We start from the raw sequence: 17,363 nt of genomic DNA on the forward strand, positions 1-17,363 counted from the left end.
GACAAAGCTCGAGGGCCTAAGCCCGGTGCAGTACCGTGCTCAGGCCCTCGCGGCCTAGTCTCTTATTTAGCCAGTCCAACTTTCGGGGCCCAGTTCAATCCGGGGGCCGTTCGTTTTGCTTCAGCCGGCGTAGCCGTTCGGGTTGTTCTTCTGCCAGCGCCAGTGGTCTTCGCACATCTGCTCGAGGTTCTTGACCGCCGACCAGCCGAGCTCGGCCAGCGCGGCGGAAGGGTCGGCATAGCTGATGGCGGCGTCTCCGGGGCGCCGGTCGGTCAGCTCGTAGGGGATGTCGAATCCCGCGGCCTTGCCGAACGCGGCGAGCACCTCCAGCACGGAGGAGCCCTTGCCGGTGCCCAGGTTCCACCGGCGCACTCCGGGCCGGCCGGCGATGAAGTCCAGGGCCGCCAGGTGTCCGGCGGCCAGGTCCATGACATGGATGTAGTCGCGCACGCCGGTACCGTCCGGCGTCGGGTAGTCGCTGCCGAAGACCCGGACCTTGTCCCGGCGGCCCACGGCCACCTGCGCCACGAACGGCAGCAGGTTGTTGGGCACACCCGTCGGGTCTTCGCCGATCCGCCCGCTTTCGTGCGCGCCCACGGGGTTGAAGTAGCGCAACAGGGCCACGTGCCAGCGCGGGTCGGAGTCGCCCAGGTCGGACAGGATGTCCTCGATCTGTTCCTTGGTCCGGCCGTAGGGATTAATCGCGTCCAGCGGAAGCTTCTCGGTCAGCGGCACCTCCTCGGTGGCGCCGTACACGGTGGCCGAGGAACTGAACACGATCGTGCGGACGTTGTGGGCATCCATCGCGCGGAGCAGGTTCAGCGTGCCGCCCACGTTGTTGTGGTAGTAGTGCAGGGGTTTTTCAACGGACTCGCCGACGGCCTTCAGGCCGGCAAAGTGGATCACGGCGTCCACGGACTCTGTCTCCAGCACCCGGTTAAGCGCGGCCTCGTCCAGCAGGTCGGCCTGGTGGAACCGTGCCTGCCGGCCGGCCAGCTCCTGGACGCGGCGCAGCGACTCCTCGCTGGAATTGGCCAGGTTGTCGAGCACCACCACGTCGTGCCCCGCCTCCAGCAGGGCGAGCGTGGTGTGCGAGCCGATGAAGCCGGTTCCTCCGGTGACCAGAATTCTCATGCCCACCAGCTTAGTAGCTCACCCCGGATCACCCCGCCACGGCCCGCAGCGGGGCAGGTACAAGGGCTGGACAGCAAGGTCTAGAGTTGAGCTACAGGCGGCAGTGGGGATGCCCGCCGGCGGCACCCGCGTGCGGGGGCAACTGCAGATGAGCTGCGTCGTCGGTCCGAGCGAAAGGACGCGGACAGCATGCACCAGACGGGCGGGCCGGGGTGGCGGATCACCGCAGACACCTCGGGACATATGCTGCTGGCCCTCTACCTTCGCGACGCCGCCGGCCTGGCCGGAGCCGGCCGGCCCGCGGTGTCGCCGGTGTTGCCGACGGTCCGCACCGCCGATCCCACCCAGCTGACCGCGCATGTCGGCGGCCCGGCGGCGCTGCGGGACGAATGGGAGAAGTGGTGGGAGGACCTGGTCCGTGACCGCCCGGGCAACGCCGCCAAACTGGCCCCGCCGTCCTTTCCCGCCTTCGCCGGCAGCCCCGCGCTGCGGCTGCTGCTGCAGGCCCACTTCGGCGCCGGGATGAGCTGGGCGCGTGCCCGGATGGCCGAGTACGGGAAGTTGGCGCAGGAGCGCGAGGCCAAGGGCACGAACGGGTTGATCCGCGAGCTGGTCCAGGACCGGGAAATGGAGCTCGGCCGCGCCGCGCGCACCTTCGAGCTGAAGCTCATCGAGCTGCCGCTGTGCGAGCCGCGTGCCTGGTTCGTGGAGCCGGACCGGGTGCTGCTGTGCCAGACACTGTTGGACGACGAAAGCGCCTTCCGCAGTTACCTTCAGCCGATCGTCGAACTCATCGTCTAGCCGCGACGGGGGGTTCAGGCGACCGGGCCCCGCGCCACCGTGATCACGACGTAGCCGGTGTCGGTATCGGCGCCGACCCAGCCGCCGTCGTCACGCTGCCAGCTCAGGCCCGCGTGGGCCACCGACTCAAGGTCGAGCCCTTTGGCAGAAGCGACCGCCCACTGCGCCACCGCCCAGCCCCGCTCGTCGGCTGCCGCCACCCGGACCTCGCGGCCGGCGACGGCCATGTCCAGGCCGGGATGCACGGCCTCCAGCTGCGCCAGGACGACAGCGGGGTCGCCGGCTGCCTCGGCATCCTTGAGCACGCAGTTCAGGGCGGCGGGCGAGTGCCCGGTCAGCGCCGAGGCGAAGGCCTTGGCCTCGGCCTCATGGTCCGCGTACGCCAGCGGATAGGCGCTGCGCTGGACGGTCTGGGCCGCGTCTGTCACCGGCATGGACTCGTAGCCCGGGACCTGTTCGAGCACCTCGTAGAACTTGTTGGCCGCATACACCGGGTCCTGCACTTGTTCCTCGGTGCCCCAGCCCTGGGACGGCCGCTGCTGGAACAGCCCCCGGGAGTCGGGACCGGCCGTGTCGCCGTAATCGATGTTGCGCAGCTTCGACTCCTGGATGGCCGTCGCCAGGGCGATCGACGCGGCGCGTGCGGGCAGCCCGCGCCCGACGGCAATCCCCGAGATGAGCGCGGCGTTCGCGGCCTGGTCCGGTGCCAGTTCGTAGGTGTCCGAACCGACGACGGCGGTGCACCGCTCGCGGACCAGGGTTTGGGAACGGTCAATGAAGGTGGCGGCGAAGTAGGCGGCACCGCCGACCAGGGCCAGCAGGACGATCAGGCTGAGCAGGCTGCGTGTCCTGCGTGCACGGGCTTGCCGGGACATGGCGGTGCCGTCCGGGACTGCTAGTTGGCGTGCAGGACCGCGTTGAGCTCCACGCTCTGGCCCTTGCGCGGCAGGACTTCCACTGCGCCGCTGGTGGAGTTGCGGCGGAAGAGGAGGTTGGGCAGGCCGGAGAGTTCCACGGCCTTGACCTGGCGGTGGTCCCCGGTGGCAACGTCGATCAGGCTGACCCGGGTTCCGGCGGTCACATAGAGGCCGGCCTCGACCACGCAGTCGTCGCCGATGCTGATGCCGACGCCCGAGTTGGCGCCCAGCAGCACGCGCTCGCCGATGCTGATCCGTTCCTTCCCCCCGCCGGAGAGCGTGCCCATGATCGAGGCGCCGCCGCCGACGTCGGACCCGTCCGCCACAATGACGCCGGCGGAAATGCGGCCCTCCACCATGGAAGTGCCCAGCGTGCCGGCGTTGAAGTTGACGAAGCCTTCGTGCATCACCGTGGTGCCGGCGGCCAGGTGCGCGCCGAGGCGGACCCGGTCGGCCTCGGCAATCCGCACGCCGGTGGGAACCACGTAGTCCACCATGCGCGGAAACTTGTCCACGCCGAAGACGGTCACCTGGCCGCGGCGGCGCAGCCGGCGGCGGACCGCTTCGAAACCGTCCACGGCGCACGGGCCGAAGTTGGTCCAGACCACGTTGGGCAGCTGCCCGAAAATGCCGTCCATGTTCAGCGAATTGGGGGTGACGAGGCGGTGGGAGAGCAGATGCAGCCGGAGGTAGGCGTCGGCGGTGTCGGCCGGCGCGGCGTCCAGGTCGATGCTGCGGGTGAGGACCTCAAGACGGGTGCCGCGGTCCGCGTCGGCGCTGTCCGCGGCGTCGGCCTCGAGGCCGGTCTCCGCGTCCCGGGCGGCGCCGGCAGGGCCCAGCGCCGGCGCCGGATACCAGACGTCGAGGACGGTGCCGCTGTCGGTGACGGTGGCCAGCCCGGTGCCGTGGGCGGTGCGGGGAGTGGCGGTGGCGGTGGTGCTCGCGGTCATGGATGCAAGTCTACCGAGCGCGTCGGGGCCGGTGACGCCGGGATGCCGCAGGCGCGTCTGGCTAAGCTGGGGGAGTGACTTCCACCATTGCCCTGGACTTGACCGCCGACGTCGCCGAGCTGACCGCGGCGCTGATCGACGTTGACAGCGTGTCCGGCAACGAGACCGCCCTGGCCGACGCCGTGGAGGCCGCCCTGCGGGCCCTGCCGCACCTGAAGGTGCTGCGCGACGGCGACGCCATCGTCGCGCGCACGCAGCTGGGGCGGCCGGAGCGGGTCATCCTGGCCGGCCACCTCGACACCGTGCCGTTGCCCGCCGTGCCCGGCTCCCTCGGAACCGTGCCGTCGGTGTGGGACGGGGACGTGCTGTACGGGCGCGGCGCCACCGATATGAAGGGCGGGGTAGCGGTGCAGCTGGCGCTGGCCGCCGAGCTGGCGGCACCCAACCGCGATGTCACCTACGTCTTCTACGACCACGAGGAAGTGGATGCTTCGATGAGCGGGCTGGGCCGGCTGGTGCGCAACCACCCCCAGTTGCTGCAGGGCGACTTCGCCATCCTGCTCGAACCGACCGACGGAACCGTGGAAGGCGGCTGCAACGGCACGGCCCGGTTCGAAGCGAGCACGGTGGGCCAGGCGGCGCATTCCGCGCGCGCTTGGCGGGGCGTCAACGCTATCCACGCCGCGGCCGATATCCTGGTCCGGCTCCGGGACCATGAACCGGCCACTGTCACGGTCGACGGCCTGGAGTACCGCGAGAGCCTGAACGCGGTGAAGATCAAGGGCGGCACGGCGGGCAACATCATCCCCGACAGCACCACGGTGGAAATCAATTACCGGTTCGCTCCGGATAAGACGCCCGCAGACGCCGAACTGTACGTGCGGAACCTGCTGGAGGGCTTCACGGTGGTCTGCACGGATGCCGCGGCCGGCGCCCGGCCCGGCCTCGACCACCCGGCAGCCGCCGAATTCGTCGCCGCCGTGGGGGCGGAGCCAAAGCCGAAGTACGGCTGGACCGACGTGGCTCGGTTCAGCGAGCTGGGCATTCCGGCCGTCAACTTCGGCCCCGGCGACGCGTTGCTGGCCCACACCGACAACGAACACGTTCCGGCGGAGGCCGTCCGCGAGTGCCGGGCGGCGCTGCGCCGCTGGCTGCTGGCCTGACCGTCCGGGGGCGCCGGAGGATGCCGCCGGGCAACAGGGAAGGGGAGGACGCGCAGGCATCCTCCCCTTCCCTGTCGGCGGTCAGCGGCAGCCGGTCACACCTTGACGGCCATCGGCTGCGTGGTCAGCGGCGCGGTCTCGCCCGCGGTCCTGCTGCTCAGGAACTTGGAGAGCCAGTTGGCTACCCAGGACAAGGCGAAGTTGACGACGATGAAGAGGACGGCCGCAATCGTCAGCGACTGCAGGATCGGACCGGCGGAGCCGTAAATCTGCATCGACCGCAGCAACTCGGAGTACGTGATGATGTAGCCGAGGGCAGAGTCCTTCAGGATCACCACGAATTGGCTGACCAGGGCCGGCAGCATGGCCACCAGGGCCTGCGGCAGTTCGATGCTGCGCAACGACTGGGCACGGGTCATGCCGATCGCCATCCCGGCTTCACGCTGGCCCTTGGGCAGGCCGAACACGCCGGAGCGGACCAGTTCTGCGATCACCGATCCGTTGTACAGCGTCAGGGCCGTCACGACGGCGTAAAACGGGATGTCCGCCGGGGTGCCGATTCTCAGCTGCCCGAACAGGAGCCAGAAGAAAATCATCATCAGCAACACCGGGACAGCCCGCAAGAGTTCGACGATCACTCCGCAGAGCCACCGCAGGGGGCCGTTCGAGGCGAGCCTGCCCACGCCGAAGAGCAGCCCGAAGACCACGGACGTGAGGATCGAGACTGCGGCGGCCTTAAAGGTGTTGATCAGGCCCGGCAGGATGGTGAACTGCCAGACCTCGCCGGTCAGGAACGGCGTCCACAGCTCGGATGACAGCTGGCCCTTGTCGTTCAGTCCGACGATGACGAAGATCGCCGCGCCGAGGAAGAGCAGGATGCCGATGATGTTGGTGACCATGATCCGCGCACGGGCCTTCGGGCCGGGCGCATCAAAGAGGACGTTCTGCTTGATGTTCATCGTGACACCGCCAGTTTCTTGGAGAGCCAAGTGGTCACCAGACCGATCGGCAGCACGATGATCACGAAGCCGATGGCGAAGGTCGCGAAAATGGCCATGATGACATCCGGCCGGAACTCGATCATGGTTTTCATCAGCCCGGCGGATTCGGCGACCGACGCCGCCGTTGCCACCGTGGTGTTCTTGGTCAGGGCGATCAGGGTGTTGCCCAGCGGCGCCACGGCACCCCGGAAGGCCTGGGGCAGGATGACCATCCGCGCCGCCGGCAGGAAGCTCAGCCCGATGGCGCGGGCGGCCTCGGCCTGTCCCAGGGGCACGGTGTTGACTCCGCTGCGAATGGATTCGCAGACGAAGGCCGCGTGGTAGACGGACAGCCCGACGATGGCCCAGAGGAAGAAGTTGAAGTCGAAATCGCCGGAGAGGTTCATCTGGAGCTGGAAGACCGCCACCAGGATGCAGAACACCATGATGATGGTCAGCGGCGTGTTGCGGAAGACGTTGACGTACGCCGCGCCGGCCCAGCGGAAGCTGGGCACCGGTGAGATGCGCATCAGGGCCAGGACGGTACCCAGCACCAACGAACCCAGGGCGGCCCAGAAAGCGAGCTGGATATTGACCCACAAGGCTCCGACGACGTCGTAGGTCTCCAGCGCCGTCAGGTAGCTCTGGAAATACTCGGACAAACTGTCCATCCCCTTTCGGTGGGAAGAGGCAGATCATGTTGTGGGGCGGGAGTGCCCCGCCCCACAACGGATGGTGCTAGGCGCAGGCTTCGCCCGGCTTCGGCGGGTTCAGGTCCTTGTTGTAGGAGTAATCCACACCCTCGGTGTTCTTCTTGAGGGCTTCTTCCCAGGCACCTTCCTCGACCATCTTGTTGATGGCTGCGTTGATGTCCGCGCAGAGTTCCGAGCCCTTCGGCAGGCCGACGCCGTAGTTCTCCTCCGAGAACGGGTTGCCGACCACCTTGTACTTGCCGGCGTTGTTCGGCTGCGCCGCGAGTCCGGCCAGGATGATGTCGTCGGTGGTCACCGCGTCGATCTGGCCGCCCTGCATGGCGGTCACGCACTCTGCGTAGCTGGGCCGCTCGACCAGGTTCACTTCGGCGGCGTGCTCGTCCTTGATGCGCTGGGCGGAGGTGGAGCCGGTCACCGAGCAGAGGTTCTTGCCGTTAAGCGCATCCGGGCCGGTGATTTCGGTGTCGTCGGTCCGGACCAGCAGGTCCTGGCCGGCCACGAAGTACGGTCCGGCGAAGTCGACGGTCTGCTTGCGCTCGTCGGTGATGGAGTACGTCGCGAAGATCATGTCCACCTGGTTGTTGGCGAGCATGTTTTCGCGGTTCGCCGAGGGCGACTCGACGAATTCGATCTGGTCCTCCGAGTAGCCCAGCTCGTTGGCCACGTACTTGGCGACATCCACGTCGAAGCCGCTGAACTTGCCGCCGGAGGAAAAGCCCAGGCCCGGCTGGTCGTACTTGATGCCGATACGGATGCCTTCGCCGCCGCCGGCAGTCTCGCCGCCGCCTCCGCCGCCTGTGCCGCCGCCGCCGCCGCAGGCGGACAGCACGAGCGCGGCTCCGGCTGCCATGGCAGCCATTCCATAACGGGTCTTTCGCATGTTTTCTCCTTGCGTTGTCGGCCCTCCGTCAGTGAAGGGCCAGGTGTGGGGGTCAGTGTTCGAGGATCTTGCCCAGGAAGTCCTTGGCGCGGGTGCTCTTCGGGTTGGTGAAGAATTCTTCCGGGGTGGCCTGCTCCACGATCTGGCCGTCGGCCATGAAGAGCACGCGGTCCGCCGCCTTGCGGGCAAAGCCCATCTCGTGCGTGACCACGATCATGGTCATGCCTTCGCTGGCCAACTGCACCATGGTGTCGAGCACTTCGTTGATCATTTCCGGATCCAGTGCCGAGGTGGGCTCGTCGAAGAGCATCACCTTCGGTTTCATCGCCAGGGCCCGGGCAATCGCCACGCGCTGCTGCTGGCCGCCGGAGAGCTGGGCCGGCAGCTTTTGCGACTGGTTGGCCACGCCGACGCGCTCGAGCAGGCTCATGGCCAGCTCCTTGGCCTCGGACTGCTTCATCCCCTTGACCTTGATCGGTCCCAGGGTGACGTTCTCCAAGATCGATTTGTGGGCAAAAAGGTTGAAGGACTGGAACACCATGCCGACGTCGGCCCGCAGCTTGGCCAGGGCCTTGCCCTCGGCCGGCATCTTCTCGCCGTCGATCAGGATTTCGCCGTCGTCGATGGTCTCCAGGCGGTTGATCGCCCGGCAGAGGGTGGACTTGCCGGAACCCGACGGCCCGATCACGACCACCACTTCGCCCTTGGTGACCTCCAGGTTGATGTCCTGCAGAACATGGAGGGATCCGAAGTGCTTGTTAACGTTCTTCAGGGACACCAGCGGCTGACCCGCCGGCGCGGCGGACGTGGCTCGGGATGCCGCCGCGGGAGCAGCAGGCGGCGTTTTACTGTGCGATGCGTCACTGGTCATGGAACGAATCTAGCGAAAGATTCCCTTCAAGCAATGCATTCGCGACCGAACCGCCGGAATCGTGATTTAAGAGCAACCTGCGCCCCGGACCGCGTGAGGGCCGAATTGCCACCGAAACGGCGGAAACCGCCACGGATGGCCGGCGGATCTGTAGCCTTGGGAAATGACAAACCAGCAAGACATCCCGCTCCCGTCGCAACTTCCGGGCGCACCGAAAACCCGTTTCAAGGGGCCGGTGGAGCTGCGCCGCAGCCAGGCGGACATCCCGCAGGCCGACCAGTACCTGCTGGACACCAAGGACCGGGCGGAATTTACGCACACGGATCCTTGGCGCGTGCTGCGGATCCAGAGCGAATTCGTCGAAGGGTTCGGCACCCTGGCCGACCTCGGCCCGGCGATCAGCGTGTTCGGTTCGGCCCGCACCCGGCAGGGAAGCAAGCACTACGCCATCGCCGAGGAGATCGGGCAGCTGCTGGTCCGGCATAATTTCGCGGTCATCACCGGCGGCGGCCCCGGTTCCATGGAGGCGGCCAATAAGGGCGCCAGCGAGGCCGGCGGCGTCTCGGTCGGGCTGGGCATCGAACTGCCGTTCGAGCAGGGGCTCAACAACTGGGTGGACCTGGGCATCAACTTCCGGTATTTCTTCGCCCGCAAGACAATGTTCGTCAAGTACGCGCAGGGGTTCATCGTGCTCCCCGGCGGGCTTGGCACGCTCGACGAGCTGTTCGAAGCCATGGTGCTGGTCCAGACGAAGAAGGTGACGTCCTTCCCGATCGTCCTGGTGGGCACGGCATTCTGGTCGCCGCTGATCGACTGGATCCGCAACACTCTCCTGGCCGAAGCGATGATCGCGGAGGCCGATCTGGACCTGGTCAGCGTGGTGGACACGGCCGAGGAAGCAGTCGAGCAGGTCATCTCCGGGCTGTCCGCCCGCTCCGGATTTTGACCCGGCGCGACGTCGTCTCTGGCACGATGGTGCTGTGAGCGCATTCCTGGTTTTCCTTGCCATCGCCGTTGCAGGTGCGGCCGCTGTCGCCGCGTCGGGCTGGCGGGGCCGGAGGAAGGCTGCCGCCGCCGGCGCGGGCGGCGAGAGTGACGGCACCGGATGGGAGCGCGGGCACGTGGCCGCGCTCCAGGGCCTGAGCGAGCATGAGGCGCGGCTGCCGGCGGTTTTGCTGCCTGAACACCCCCGTGCCGAAGACCTGGACAGCGTCCGGTTTTCCACCGCCCTGCGGGGCTACCGGATGGACCAGGTGGACGAAGTGCTGGACGTCCTGCGGGCCGAGCTGGGAGCCAAGGAGCGCCTGATCCGGCAACTGAGCCACGAACAGCCGCAGCCCGACGGCGGTGCCCACCCGGCGCGGGAAGGATGACGGGGGTGCAGGACCGCCTTCCGCGCACGCGCGTGCTTCGGGAGGCCGTGCACGCGGAGCTTTCCTTCTGGCGCCGACGGATCTCCGGGTGGCCGTGGTGGGTCCAGGTCTGCGTGCTTTACGCCCTTTCCCGGGTGTATTCGCTGCTGGTCTTCCTCGCGGTGGCACGCCAGCAGGGGCCGAATCCGTGGACCGGACCGCACCCCGACTATCTGTCCTTCATCGGAATCTGGGACAGCGCCTGGTACGAGCAGGTCTACCGGGAGGGGTATCCCGCCGATATTCCCCGCGGCCAGGACGGGCGGGTCGACGAGAACCAGTGGGCGTTCTACGCGCTTTTCCCCGGCATCGTCCGCATCCTGGCGGCGGCCACCGGGCTGGGGTGGCAGTTGCTGGCACCGCTGGTTGCGACCCTCGCCGGTTTTGCCGCCGTGCTGCTCATCTACAAACTTTTCCGTCGCTACGCCCCCCACGGCACCGCGCTGTGGGCCGTGTTCTTCGTGGCGGTCTTTCCGGTCTCGCCGATCCTCCAGGTGCCCTACGCCGAATCGCTGAACTTGGCGCTGCTGGCGGCGGCGCTGCTGCTGCTGGTGCGGCGGAAGTACCTGCTGGCGATTCCCGTCGTCGTGCTGATGTGCCTCTCCCGGCCGGTCGGCGTGCCGTTCGCGGCGCTCGCCGGCCTTCACCTGCTGTGGCGGATCAGGCAGCGCCGCACCGATCCGCTGCAGACCCCGGAATTCCTCCGCGCGGCAGCGCTGGCGCTGGTCAGCTGTGCCGCGGCCCTCGCCTGGCCGGTGCTGGCGTGGTCGGTCACGGGCGAGATGACCGCGTACACCGATACCGAGACAGCCTGGCGGGGCGAGGCCCTGATCCTGTTCAAGCCGTGGTTCGACATGGGCGTGAACCTTTTCGGGCTGTTGGGCGGAATGGCCGCCCCGCTGCTGCTGGTGGCCGCGGCGGCCGGGGTCCTGTGCTCCCCGCCTGCCCGGAAGATGGGGGCGGACCTGAGGCTGTGGTGCGCCTGCTACCTGGGCTACCTGCTTGCCTTTCTGCATCCGCAGACCAGCACCTTCCGGCTGTTGCTTCCGCTCTTCCCGCTGGCCCTGGCGGCGGCCTTGGTATCACGCAGCCGGGCGTACCGCGCGTGCCTGGCAGTGATGTTCCTGGCCGGGCAGATTGTCTGGGTGACCTGGCTCTGGTCCTGGGCCGAACTGCCCGGCGGCGGGGACTATCCGCCCTAGCGGTGGCCGGCGCCGGTGCGCCCCGTGTCGCGCAAATTAGCACCCGGTTGTGATGTACGCGATAATGGGTAGTGGTTGGACATGGCGGCCGGGCAACTGAAGGGCCGCCGATGTGAGGTTGGCGGGCAGGGCGATCACCGATCGGGCTGCCCCATGGCGGAAGGGAATTCCCAGATGGCTGCGATGAAACCGCGTACCGGTGACGGTCCGATGGAAGTGACCAAGGAGGGGCGAAGCCTCATCCTGCGGGTGCCCATCGACGGCGGCGGGCGTCTGGTGCTCGAACTGAACGCCGAAGAAGCCGGCAACCTCAAGGACTGCCTGCTCGGCGTCACCAGCGACGTGGCAGGCTAGGAACCGTTTGCTGTGAGCCACGTTCCCTCCACCGCAGAGGAACAAACCGCCCGTCATCTGGAGCAGGCCCTGGTTGAACCGCAGATGGCGCGCGTCCAAGCCCTTCCGGCCCTCGGCCGCGGACGGTCTCCGGCCGAGGGCGCCGGGGATGTCACGGTGCTGGCGGTCCCCATTGCTGAAGGCGAGGCCAACGTTGAGCGGGCCACGCCGCAGCCGCGCCAGGGTGCCGCCGAGGCGGCAGCCGACTTTGGCGCCGACGTGGCGGCCTTGGCAGAGGTCCACGGGATTGCCGGTAAGGCCGGCGAAGTGCTGGCGGTGCCGGCGCCGCCAGGCTCCGCCCGGCTGCCGGAGCGTTTGATCTTGATTGGGCTGGGCAGTGGCAGCGCGGCGGAGCTGCGCAAGGCCGGAGCCGCCCTGGCCAGGGCGACGATGGGCACCGACCGGGTGCGCAGCAGCGCCGTCGACGGACTGCCCGAAGGGCTGCAACAGGCCTTCATCGAGGGGTTCCTGCTGGGCGGCTACCGGCCGCCGCGCGCCGGGACGTCCGCCGCGCCCAAGCCGATGGCCGCGGTGCTGGAACTGACCGGAACCGCGGCGGGGACGGCCGCAACGGCCGCCGCCGGCGCCCGGGCCACGTGGCTGGCACGGGACCTGGCAAACATGCCGTCCAACGTGAAGAGCCCGGAGTGGATGGCCGGCCAGGCCGCGCGCCTCGCCGCGGCCCGCGGCCTGGGCATCCGCACGTGGGACGAGCATCAGCTGGCTGCCGGAGGGTTCGGCGGTCTGCTGGCGGTGGGCTCGGCCTCCCCGACTCCGCCCAGGCTGGTCCAGCTGGACTACACGCCCGCACAGGCCGGCGAGAACACCAGGCACGTTGTCATCGTCGGCAAGGGCGTCACCTTCGACACCGGCGGGCTGTCGCTCAAGCCGCGGGAGCCGATGCTGCCGATGAAGACCGACATGGCGGGCGCCGGCGTCGTGCTGGCGGTGCTGGCCGCTGCGGCGGAGCTGCGCGTTCCGCACCGTGTCACGGGCCTGCTCGCCCTGGCCGAGAACGCCATCGGCGCCGACGCCTACCGGCCCGGCGACGTGGTGACCGTCCACGACGGCACAACCGTAGAGATCGGCAACACGGATGCGGAGGGGCGCATGGTGCTGGCCGACGGCCTCTCCTACGCCGCCGCCCGGCTGCAGCCTGACGTCCTGGTGGATATCGCTACCCTCACCGGCGCGGCGTCCCTGGGGCTGGGCAGGCAGCATGCGGCACTGTACGGCACCCGGCGGTCCCTGGTGCGCGCGTTCGAAGCCGCGGGGGAGGCAACCGGGGAGCGGGTCTGGCACATGCCGCTGGACGAGGTGGCGGCCGAATACGGCTTCGCGTTGGAATCCGGCATCGCCGACATCTCGCATATCGCGTCCCAGCGGTCGAAGGTCGGCGGGGGATCGATCACTGCAGCGCTGTTCCTGCGCGAATTCACCGGCGCCCTTCCGTGGATCCATCTGGACATCGCCGGCCCCGCCCGGGCAGACTCCGACCGGGCCGAGGTCACGAAGGGCGCCACCGGGTACGGTGCCCGGCTGCTGCTGTCCTTCCTGCGCTCCTACCGCGGCTAGCACCGGGCCGGCGGGTGGCCCGGCGGCCCGCGGGCAGGGCGCCGCGGGTCGGTCAGCGTTTGACGGCCAGCAGCAGTCCCTCGCCGGTCGGCAGGATGGTGGACAGCAGTTGGTCGTTTTCCCGGATGGCCTTGCCGACCTTGCGCAGCGTGGTGGTGGATTCTTCGCGGATGGCCGGATCCGAGACCCGGTCGTGGTCCAGAGCGTCGTTGACAATCAGCATGCCGCCGCGCTTGAGCAGCCGGACCGCTTGCTCCACGTACAGCGGATATGAGGGCTTGTCCGCATCGACGAAGACGAGGTCGTAGGCGTTGTCGGTCAGCCGGGGCAGCACGTCGGCCGCGCGGCCGGAGATGGTGCGGGTGCGGTTGCCCGGAATGCCGGCATCGACGAAGGACTGGCGTGCCGCACGCAGATGATCGACGTCCGCATCGATGGTGGTCAGCACCGCGGCCGGCGGCAGTCCGCGCAGGAGGCAGACCCCGGAGACACCGGCGCCGGAACCGATTTCCACCACCGTCTGCGCCTTGGTGCCCGCGGCGAGGACGGTCAGGGCCGCGCCGACCCCCCTGCCGACGGCGGCAACGCCCAGTTCCTGGGAACGCTCACGGGCCCGAAGCAAGACGTCATCCTCGGCAGGGAGCCCCTCCGTGTAGGACCAACTCGTCTGCTTGTCGGCACTCATGAAACATCGCTTTCTCTTCAGCTTTTGCGGGAAAACGGCACAGGGCCGCAGTGCCAAGCCTACTGCCACAGGTGGCGGGTTCAGGCGCGTGCCCCGGGGCCGGGACACGCTGCCGCCGGCCGGGTCAGACGGGGACCGGGCTTAGCGGTCTTTGTGCAGCCGGTTTACAGAATTCTCCCAGTCTTTTGGGCCAAGATGGATACCCGGGACGCCGAAAGCCAGACCGGCAGCACGCAGCCGCATTCCCGGACCCCCAGGAGGTGGGCGGCCGCGGGCGGTCCGACGAAGGGGCACGATAATGACGAAGCTACAGGACGCCGCGTCGAACGCCGCGGCCGGCAACGATCAGTGGGTCGCTCCGACGTGGGAAGAAGTGGTGAGCAACCACTCCGCCAAGGTCTACCGCTTGGCCTTCAGGCTCACGGGAAACCGGTACGACGCCGAAGACCTCACCCAGGAAGTCTTTGTCCGCGTCTTCCGGTCACTGGACAACTTCAAGCCCGGCACGCTGGACGGCTGGCTCCACCGGATCACCACCAACCTCTTCCTGGACCAGGCCCGGCGCAAGAGCCGGATTCGGTTCGATGGACTGAGCGACGAAGCCGAAGCCCGGCTGCCCGGCAAGGATCCCGGCCCCGAGCGCAGCTTCGAATTCAACAACCTGGACATCGATGTCCAGGCCGCGCTGGAAGAGCTGCCGCCGGACTTCCGCGCCGCGGTGGTGCTCTGCGACCTGGAGGGGCTGTCCTATGACGAGGTCTCCGCGGCCCTTGGCGTCAAGCTTGGCACCGTCCGCTCGCGGATCCACCGTGGCCGGACCATGCTTCGGGAAAAGCTGGCGCACCGGGATCCTGCCGAACGCCCGCGCCTGAAACTGCCGCGCATCGCCGGAGCCCACTGATCGCTGCAATGCTCCACCCGGAAAGAGAGCTGGCGGAGTACCTGGACGGCGAACTCTCCGATGATCGCCGCCCGGCCCTTGAACGCCATCTTCAACGCTGCCGGCGGTGCCGCAAGAGCGTCGACGAATTCCGCCAGATCCAGGACCGCCTGCGCTCGCTGGACGTGCCGCCCCCTGACGACAACCTGACCGCGCGGTTGCTGCGCTGCAGCCGGCCCGGGGCCGCCGGACCGGCCGGGCCCCCGCTCGGCCTCGAAACTTCCGGCACCGCGGAAGACCGGAACCCCGGCGTACCCGCGGGCGGGCGCACCCCCGCGCCCGCCGGTGCCGCCGGCGGCCTCCCGCCCGCCGCCCTCCCTCCCGCCGCCGCCCTTCCTGACGCCGCCGCCGGTGCCGCGGCGGAGGCGTTGCCCGCGCGCAGGCCGGCCAGGCGCGCGCTGGCGGTTGCCGGCGGGGTCCTGGCCGGCTGCGCCGTGCTGACGCTGTCCGCGGCCTTCGTCCTGGGCGGCGAGACCGGGCCGGCGGACGCCGGCCGCGGCCTTGCCACCGGGACGGCCTGGGTGCCGGTGGCCGCCGATGCAGGCACCGCCCGTCCGATCGCCCTGGACGGCGCGGCACTCGAGGAGCTGCGGCGCGGCGGCTGGACCTGCCCGCTGCTGCCCGGGCTCGGCTACCGCCTGCAGAGCGCGGAACAGACCGTCGTGGACGGGCAGCCTGCCGTCAGGCTCGAGCTCGGCGACGGCAGCCACCGGGTGACGGTCACCGAGCAACGGCGCGGAGACGGCAGCGCCGGCGGAACGGCCCGGGTGGCGGACCCCGCGCCGCCGGTGAATGCGGCCACGGGCCATCCCGTGACCAAGGACGGCTTCCGGGAAGTGGCCGGGCTGGACCGCGCGGTGTGGGTGCGCGGCGGCGAGGACTGGACCGTGGTGCTCCACTCCGACGAGGTGACGTACACGTTGTGGTCCGACCTCCCGCTGGCCGAGATGCCGGAGACGGTCAGCCACGTGGTGCTGTCGGAGAACTCCCGCCTGAAGCTGCCGATGCCGTCCCCTGCCGACGATCCGTTCAGCCGGATCGTCCGCGGACTGGGCATGATGGTCAGCCCGCCAAGTGGCTGACCGGCCCGGCGAACGGGTAACCTTCAATCGTGTTTGGAATCAACGGCTCAGAACTGATCATCCTGGCAATTCTTGCCGTGGTGATCCTCGGACCTGAGCGGTTGCCCGAATACGCCGCGCAGCTGGCCAGGTTCGTCAAACAGCTGAAGACCATGGCCGCCGGTGCCAAGGAACAGCTGCGCGAAGAAGTCGGCGACGACATCGTCGACATGGACTGGCGCAAGCTTGATCCGCGGCAATACGACCCTCGGCGCATCATCAAGGAAGCCCTGTTGGACGACGACGAGGCGCCGCGTCCTGCGCCGGCGGCGCCGGCTGTCGCGGCAGCAGCCGCGACCGCGGCAGGCACGGCCGTGTCAACCGGTTCGCGGGCGCCGGCGCGGGCGGCGGCCGCGTCGCGCGCGCAGCTGGCCCCGGGTGAGGCAGCGCCGTTCGATACCGAGGCGACCTGACCTCCGGGGCGCATTAGCCACCGGCGCGCCGTTGCGCACGGGCGTTTCCCGGCTGAGGCCCTAGCGGGGGGTGACGCCCAGCGTGCGTCCGGCCAGGCCACGCGGACGCGCCGCCAAGTCGGCCGCAATCCGCCGCAGTTCGGCCGCGGAGCTGCCGGCCACGGAGGCGTCCGCCTCGTCCAGGACGATCGGTCGGCCGGCGTCGCCGCCGGCGCGCAGCCGTGGCTCCAGCGGGATGCTTCCCAGCAGCGGTACCGGCTTCTCCAGCACGGCGGAGAGACGCCCGGCGACGGCAGTTCCGCCGCCGGAGCCGAAGACTTCCATCCTGGATCCGTCCGGCAGCGCCAGCCAGGACATGTTCTCGATGACTCCCGCCACCTGCTGCCCGGTCTGCGCGGCGATGGCGCCGGCGCGTTCCGCCACCTCCGCCGCGGCGCCCTGCGGGGTGGTCACCACCAGGATCTGCGAGGACGGGAGCAGCTGCGCCACCGAGATCGCCACGTCCCCGGTGCCCGGAGGCAGGTCCAGGAACAGTGCATCCAGGTCGCCGAAATAGACGTCGGTGAGGAACTGCTCCAGGGCCCGGTGCAGCATGGGACCGCGCCAGGCCACCGGCTGGTTGCCTGAGACGAACATGCCGATCGAGATGACCTTCACGCCGTAGGCCACCGGCGGCAGGATCATCTCGTCCACCCGGGTGGGAGCCTGCGTGATGCCCAGCAGCCCGGGAACCGAGAAACCGTAGACATCGGCGTCGATGATGCCCACGCGCAAACCCTGGGCGGCCATGGCGCACGCGAGGTTGACGGTGACGCTCGACTTGCCCACCCCGCCCTTGCCGCTCGCCACGGCATAGATGCGGGTGAGCGAGGACGGATCGGCGAACGGATTGCCGCGGCCGGCACCGCGCAGCTGCTCCTTGAGCGCGTCGCGCTGCTGCGGCGTCATCACGTCCAGCTCCACCGCCACCCCGGAAACGCCCGGGACGGCAGCCAGGGCGTGCTCGATGTCGGCGGTGATGGTGCCGCGCAGCGGGCAGCCCGAGATGGTGAGCAGCACGCCGACGGTGACCCGTCCGGCGTCGTCAATCCGGACGTCCTTGAGCATGCCCAGCTCCGCGAGGGGCCGGCGCAGCTCCGGATCGATCACGGTTCCCAGTGCGCGCCGTACGGAGGCCGGGTCCGGGTGTTGCGACGGGTGTGGATCAGTCATG

Annotated in this window: 19 protein-coding genes; 10 read left to right on the forward strand and 9 right to left on the reverse strand. The window is 69.1% G+C overall.

The features are described 5' to 3' along the window. Window positions 1-120: 120 nt before the first annotated feature. Complete coding sequence (gene galE / locus AC5RTY_RS08190) at window positions 121-1,134, reverse strand: UDP-glucose 4-epimerase GalE (protein WP_494012578.1); 1,014 nt, start codon at window positions 1,132-1,134, stop codon at window positions 121-123. Window positions 1,135-1,323: 189 nt separating this feature from the next. Here galE and AC5RTY_RS08195 point away from each other — a divergent pair, with 189 nt between their 5' ends. Beyond that, complete coding sequence (locus tag AC5RTY_RS08195; RefSeq protein WP_494074155.1) at window positions 1,324-1,935, forward strand: hypothetical protein; 612 nt, start codon at window positions 1,324-1,326, stop codon at window positions 1,933-1,935. 14 nt (window positions 1,936-1,949) lie between these two features. Here the strand turns inward: AC5RTY_RS08195 and AC5RTY_RS08200 are convergent, their stop codons facing one another. After that, window positions 1,950-2,810 carry a hypothetical protein gene (locus tag AC5RTY_RS08200; RefSeq protein WP_494139351.1) on the reverse strand — a complete coding sequence of 287 codons (861 nt, stop codon included), beginning with the start codon at window positions 2,808-2,810 and terminating at the stop codon, window positions 1,950-1,952. 20 nt (window positions 2,811-2,830) lie between these two features. Beyond that, window positions 2,831-3,802 carry a 2,3,4,5-tetrahydropyridine-2,6-dicarboxylate N-succinyltransferase gene (gene dapD / locus AC5RTY_RS08205; RefSeq protein ID WP_494075554.1) on the reverse strand — a complete coding sequence of 324 codons (972 nt, stop codon included), beginning with the start codon at window positions 3,800-3,802 and terminating at the stop codon, window positions 2,831-2,833. A gap of 74 nt (window positions 3,803-3,876) precedes the next feature. On the opposite strand from dapD, the gene dapE reads away from it, so the two are divergent. Continuing rightward, the gene (dapE, locus tag AC5RTY_RS08210) at window positions 3,877-4,965 is read left to right on the forward strand and encodes a succinyl-diaminopimelate desuccinylase (protein ID WP_494139352.1); all 1,089 of its coding nucleotides are present in this window, start codon (window positions 3,877-3,879) and stop codon (window positions 4,963-4,965) included. Window positions 4,966-5,060: 95 nt separating this feature from the next. Here the strand turns inward: dapE and AC5RTY_RS08215 are convergent, their stop codons facing one another. From AC5RTY_RS08215 to AC5RTY_RS08230, 4 genes are all read right to left on the reverse strand, one after another. Next, entirely contained in the window at window positions 5,061-5,924 is an 864-nt protein-coding gene (locus AC5RTY_RS08215) for an amino acid ABC transporter permease (RefSeq protein ID WP_494049653.1), read from the reverse strand. Next, window positions 5,921-6,616, reverse strand: coding sequence for an amino acid ABC transporter permease (locus AC5RTY_RS08220; RefSeq protein ID WP_494000297.1), 696 nt, complete (start codon window positions 6,614-6,616; stop codon window positions 5,921-5,923). Before AC5RTY_RS08220 ends, AC5RTY_RS08215 begins: the two co-directional genes overlap by 4 nt. A gap of 67 nt (window positions 6,617-6,683) precedes the next feature. Beyond that, window positions 6,684-7,538 (reverse strand): glutamate ABC transporter substrate-binding protein, encoded by an 855-nt coding sequence (locus tag AC5RTY_RS08225; protein WP_494139353.1) that lies wholly within the window; start codon window positions 7,536-7,538, stop codon window positions 6,684-6,686. Between the two features lie 52 nt (window positions 7,539-7,590). Next, window positions 7,591-8,409, reverse strand: a complete 819-nt coding sequence (locus AC5RTY_RS08230; protein ID WP_494000295.1) for an amino acid ABC transporter ATP-binding protein — start codon at window positions 8,407-8,409, stop codon at window positions 7,591-7,593. Window positions 8,410-8,572: 163 nt separating this feature from the next. Between AC5RTY_RS08230 and AC5RTY_RS08235 the strand changes: the two genes are divergently transcribed. From AC5RTY_RS08235 to AC5RTY_RS08255, 5 genes are all read left to right on the forward strand, one after another. Next, complete coding sequence (locus AC5RTY_RS08235) at window positions 8,573-9,355, forward strand: LOG family protein (protein ID WP_494000294.1); 783 nt, start codon at window positions 8,573-8,575, stop codon at window positions 9,353-9,355. 34 nt (window positions 9,356-9,389) lie between these two features. Continuing rightward, the gene (locus AC5RTY_RS08240) at window positions 9,390-9,782 is read left to right on the forward strand and encodes a DivIVA domain-containing protein (protein ID WP_494012570.1); all 393 of its coding nucleotides are present in this window, start codon (window positions 9,390-9,392) and stop codon (window positions 9,780-9,782) included. Continuing rightward, window positions 9,779-11,023 (forward strand): hypothetical protein, encoded by a 1,245-nt coding sequence (locus AC5RTY_RS08245; protein WP_494022625.1) that lies wholly within the window; start codon window positions 9,779-9,781, stop codon window positions 11,021-11,023. The genes AC5RTY_RS08240 and AC5RTY_RS08245 overlap by 4 nt, the downstream gene beginning before the upstream one ends. Before the next feature lie 174 nt (window positions 11,024-11,197). After that, entirely contained in the window at window positions 11,198-11,377 is a 180-nt protein-coding gene (locus AC5RTY_RS08250) for a DUF3117 domain-containing protein (protein ID WP_493979326.1), read from the forward strand. Window positions 11,378-11,389: 12 nt separating this feature from the next. Then, complete coding sequence (locus AC5RTY_RS08255; protein ID WP_494139354.1) at window positions 11,390-12,991, forward strand: leucyl aminopeptidase family protein; 1,602 nt, start codon at window positions 11,390-11,392, stop codon at window positions 12,989-12,991. 52 nt (window positions 12,992-13,043) lie between these two features. On the opposite strand, the gene AC5RTY_RS08260 is transcribed toward AC5RTY_RS08255, so the two are convergent. Beyond that, a complete protein-coding gene (locus AC5RTY_RS08260; RefSeq protein WP_494139355.1) occupies window positions 13,044-13,676 on the reverse strand; it encodes an O-methyltransferase in 633 nt (210 codons plus the stop codon). 298 nt (window positions 13,677-13,974) lie between these two features. On the opposite strand from AC5RTY_RS08260, the gene sigE reads away from it, so the two are divergent. Genes sigE through AC5RTY_RS08275 form a run of 3 tightly spaced genes read left to right on the forward strand, consistent with a single transcriptional unit; the run spans window position 13,975 to window position 16,150 of the window. Beyond that, the gene (sigE, locus tag AC5RTY_RS08265) at window positions 13,975-14,577 is read left to right on the forward strand and encodes an RNA polymerase sigma factor SigE (protein WP_494000289.1); all 603 of its coding nucleotides are present in this window, start codon (window positions 13,975-13,977) and stop codon (window positions 14,575-14,577) included. A gap of 8 nt (window positions 14,578-14,585) precedes the next feature. Then, window positions 14,586-15,698, forward strand: a complete 1,113-nt coding sequence (locus tag AC5RTY_RS08270) for an anti-sigma factor family protein (RefSeq protein WP_494139356.1) — start codon at window positions 14,586-14,588, stop codon at window positions 15,696-15,698. A 29-nt stretch (window positions 15,699-15,727) separates the two neighbouring features. Next, window positions 15,728-16,150, forward strand: coding sequence for a twin-arginine translocase TatA/TatE family subunit (locus AC5RTY_RS08275; RefSeq protein WP_494049660.1), 423 nt, complete (start codon window positions 15,728-15,730; stop codon window positions 16,148-16,150). Window positions 16,151-16,210: 60 nt separating this feature from the next. Here AC5RTY_RS08275 and AC5RTY_RS08280 read toward each other — a convergent pair whose 3' ends face one another. After that, window positions 16,211-17,362, reverse strand: a complete 1,152-nt coding sequence (locus AC5RTY_RS08280; RefSeq protein WP_494074161.1) for an Mrp/NBP35 family ATP-binding protein — start codon at window positions 17,360-17,362, stop codon at window positions 16,211-16,213. Between the last annotated feature and the right edge of the window lies 1 nt (window position 17,363).

Source organism: Arthrobacter sp. Y3224055 (assembly GCF_059090825.1).

What these genes read in the sequence shown, in the direction of transcription:
- galE (WP_494012578.1), bottom strand. Translation starts at nt 1,134, where the DNA reads ATGAGAATTCTGGTCACCGGAGGAACCGGCTTCATCGGCTCGCACACC.
- AC5RTY_RS08195 (WP_494074155.1), top strand. Translation starts at nt 1,324, where the DNA reads ATGCACCAGACGGGCGGGCCGGGGTGGCGGATCACCGCAGACACCTCG.
- AC5RTY_RS08200 (WP_494139351.1), bottom strand. Translation starts at nt 2,810, where the DNA reads ATGTCCCGGCAAGCCCGTGCACGCAGGACACGCAGCCTGCTCAGCCTG.
- dapD (WP_494075554.1), bottom strand. Translation starts at nt 3,802, where the DNA reads ATGACCGCGAGCACCACCGCCACCGCCACTCCCCGCACCGCCCACGGC.
- AC5RTY_RS08215 (WP_494049653.1), bottom strand. Translation starts at nt 5,924, where the DNA reads ATGAACATCAAGCAGAACGTCCTCTTTGATGCGCCCGGCCCGAAGGCC.
- AC5RTY_RS08220 (WP_494000297.1), bottom strand. Translation starts at nt 6,616, where the DNA reads ATGGACAGTTTGTCCGAGTATTTCCAGAGCTACCTGACGGCGCTGGAG.
- AC5RTY_RS08225 (WP_494139353.1), bottom strand. Translation starts at nt 7,538, where the DNA reads ATGCGAAAGACCCGTTATGGAATGGCTGCCATGGCAGCCGGAGCCGCG.
- AC5RTY_RS08230 (WP_494000295.1), bottom strand. Translation starts at nt 8,409, where the DNA reads ATGACCAGTGACGCATCGCACAGTAAAACGCCGCCTGCTGCTCCCGCG.
- AC5RTY_RS08235 (WP_494000294.1), top strand. Translation starts at nt 8,573, where the DNA reads ATGACAAACCAGCAAGACATCCCGCTCCCGTCGCAACTTCCGGGCGCA.
- AC5RTY_RS08245 (WP_494022625.1), top strand. Translation starts at nt 9,779, where the DNA reads ATGACGGGGGTGCAGGACCGCCTTCCGCGCACGCGCGTGCTTCGGGAG.
- AC5RTY_RS08250 (WP_493979326.1), top strand. Translation starts at nt 11,198, where the DNA reads ATGGCTGCGATGAAACCGCGTACCGGTGACGGTCCGATGGAAGTGACC.
- AC5RTY_RS08260 (WP_494139355.1), bottom strand. Translation starts at nt 13,676, where the DNA reads ATGAGTGCCGACAAGCAGACGAGTTGGTCCTACACGGAGGGGCTCCCT.
- sigE (WP_494000289.1), top strand. Translation starts at nt 13,975, where the DNA reads ATGACGAAGCTACAGGACGCCGCGTCGAACGCCGCGGCCGGCAACGAT.
- AC5RTY_RS08270 (WP_494139356.1), top strand. Translation starts at nt 14,586, where the DNA reads ATGCTCCACCCGGAAAGAGAGCTGGCGGAGTACCTGGACGGCGAACTC.
- AC5RTY_RS08280 (WP_494074161.1), bottom strand. Translation starts at nt 17,362, where the DNA reads ATGACTGATCCACACCCGTCGCAACACCCGGACCCGGCCTCCGTACGG.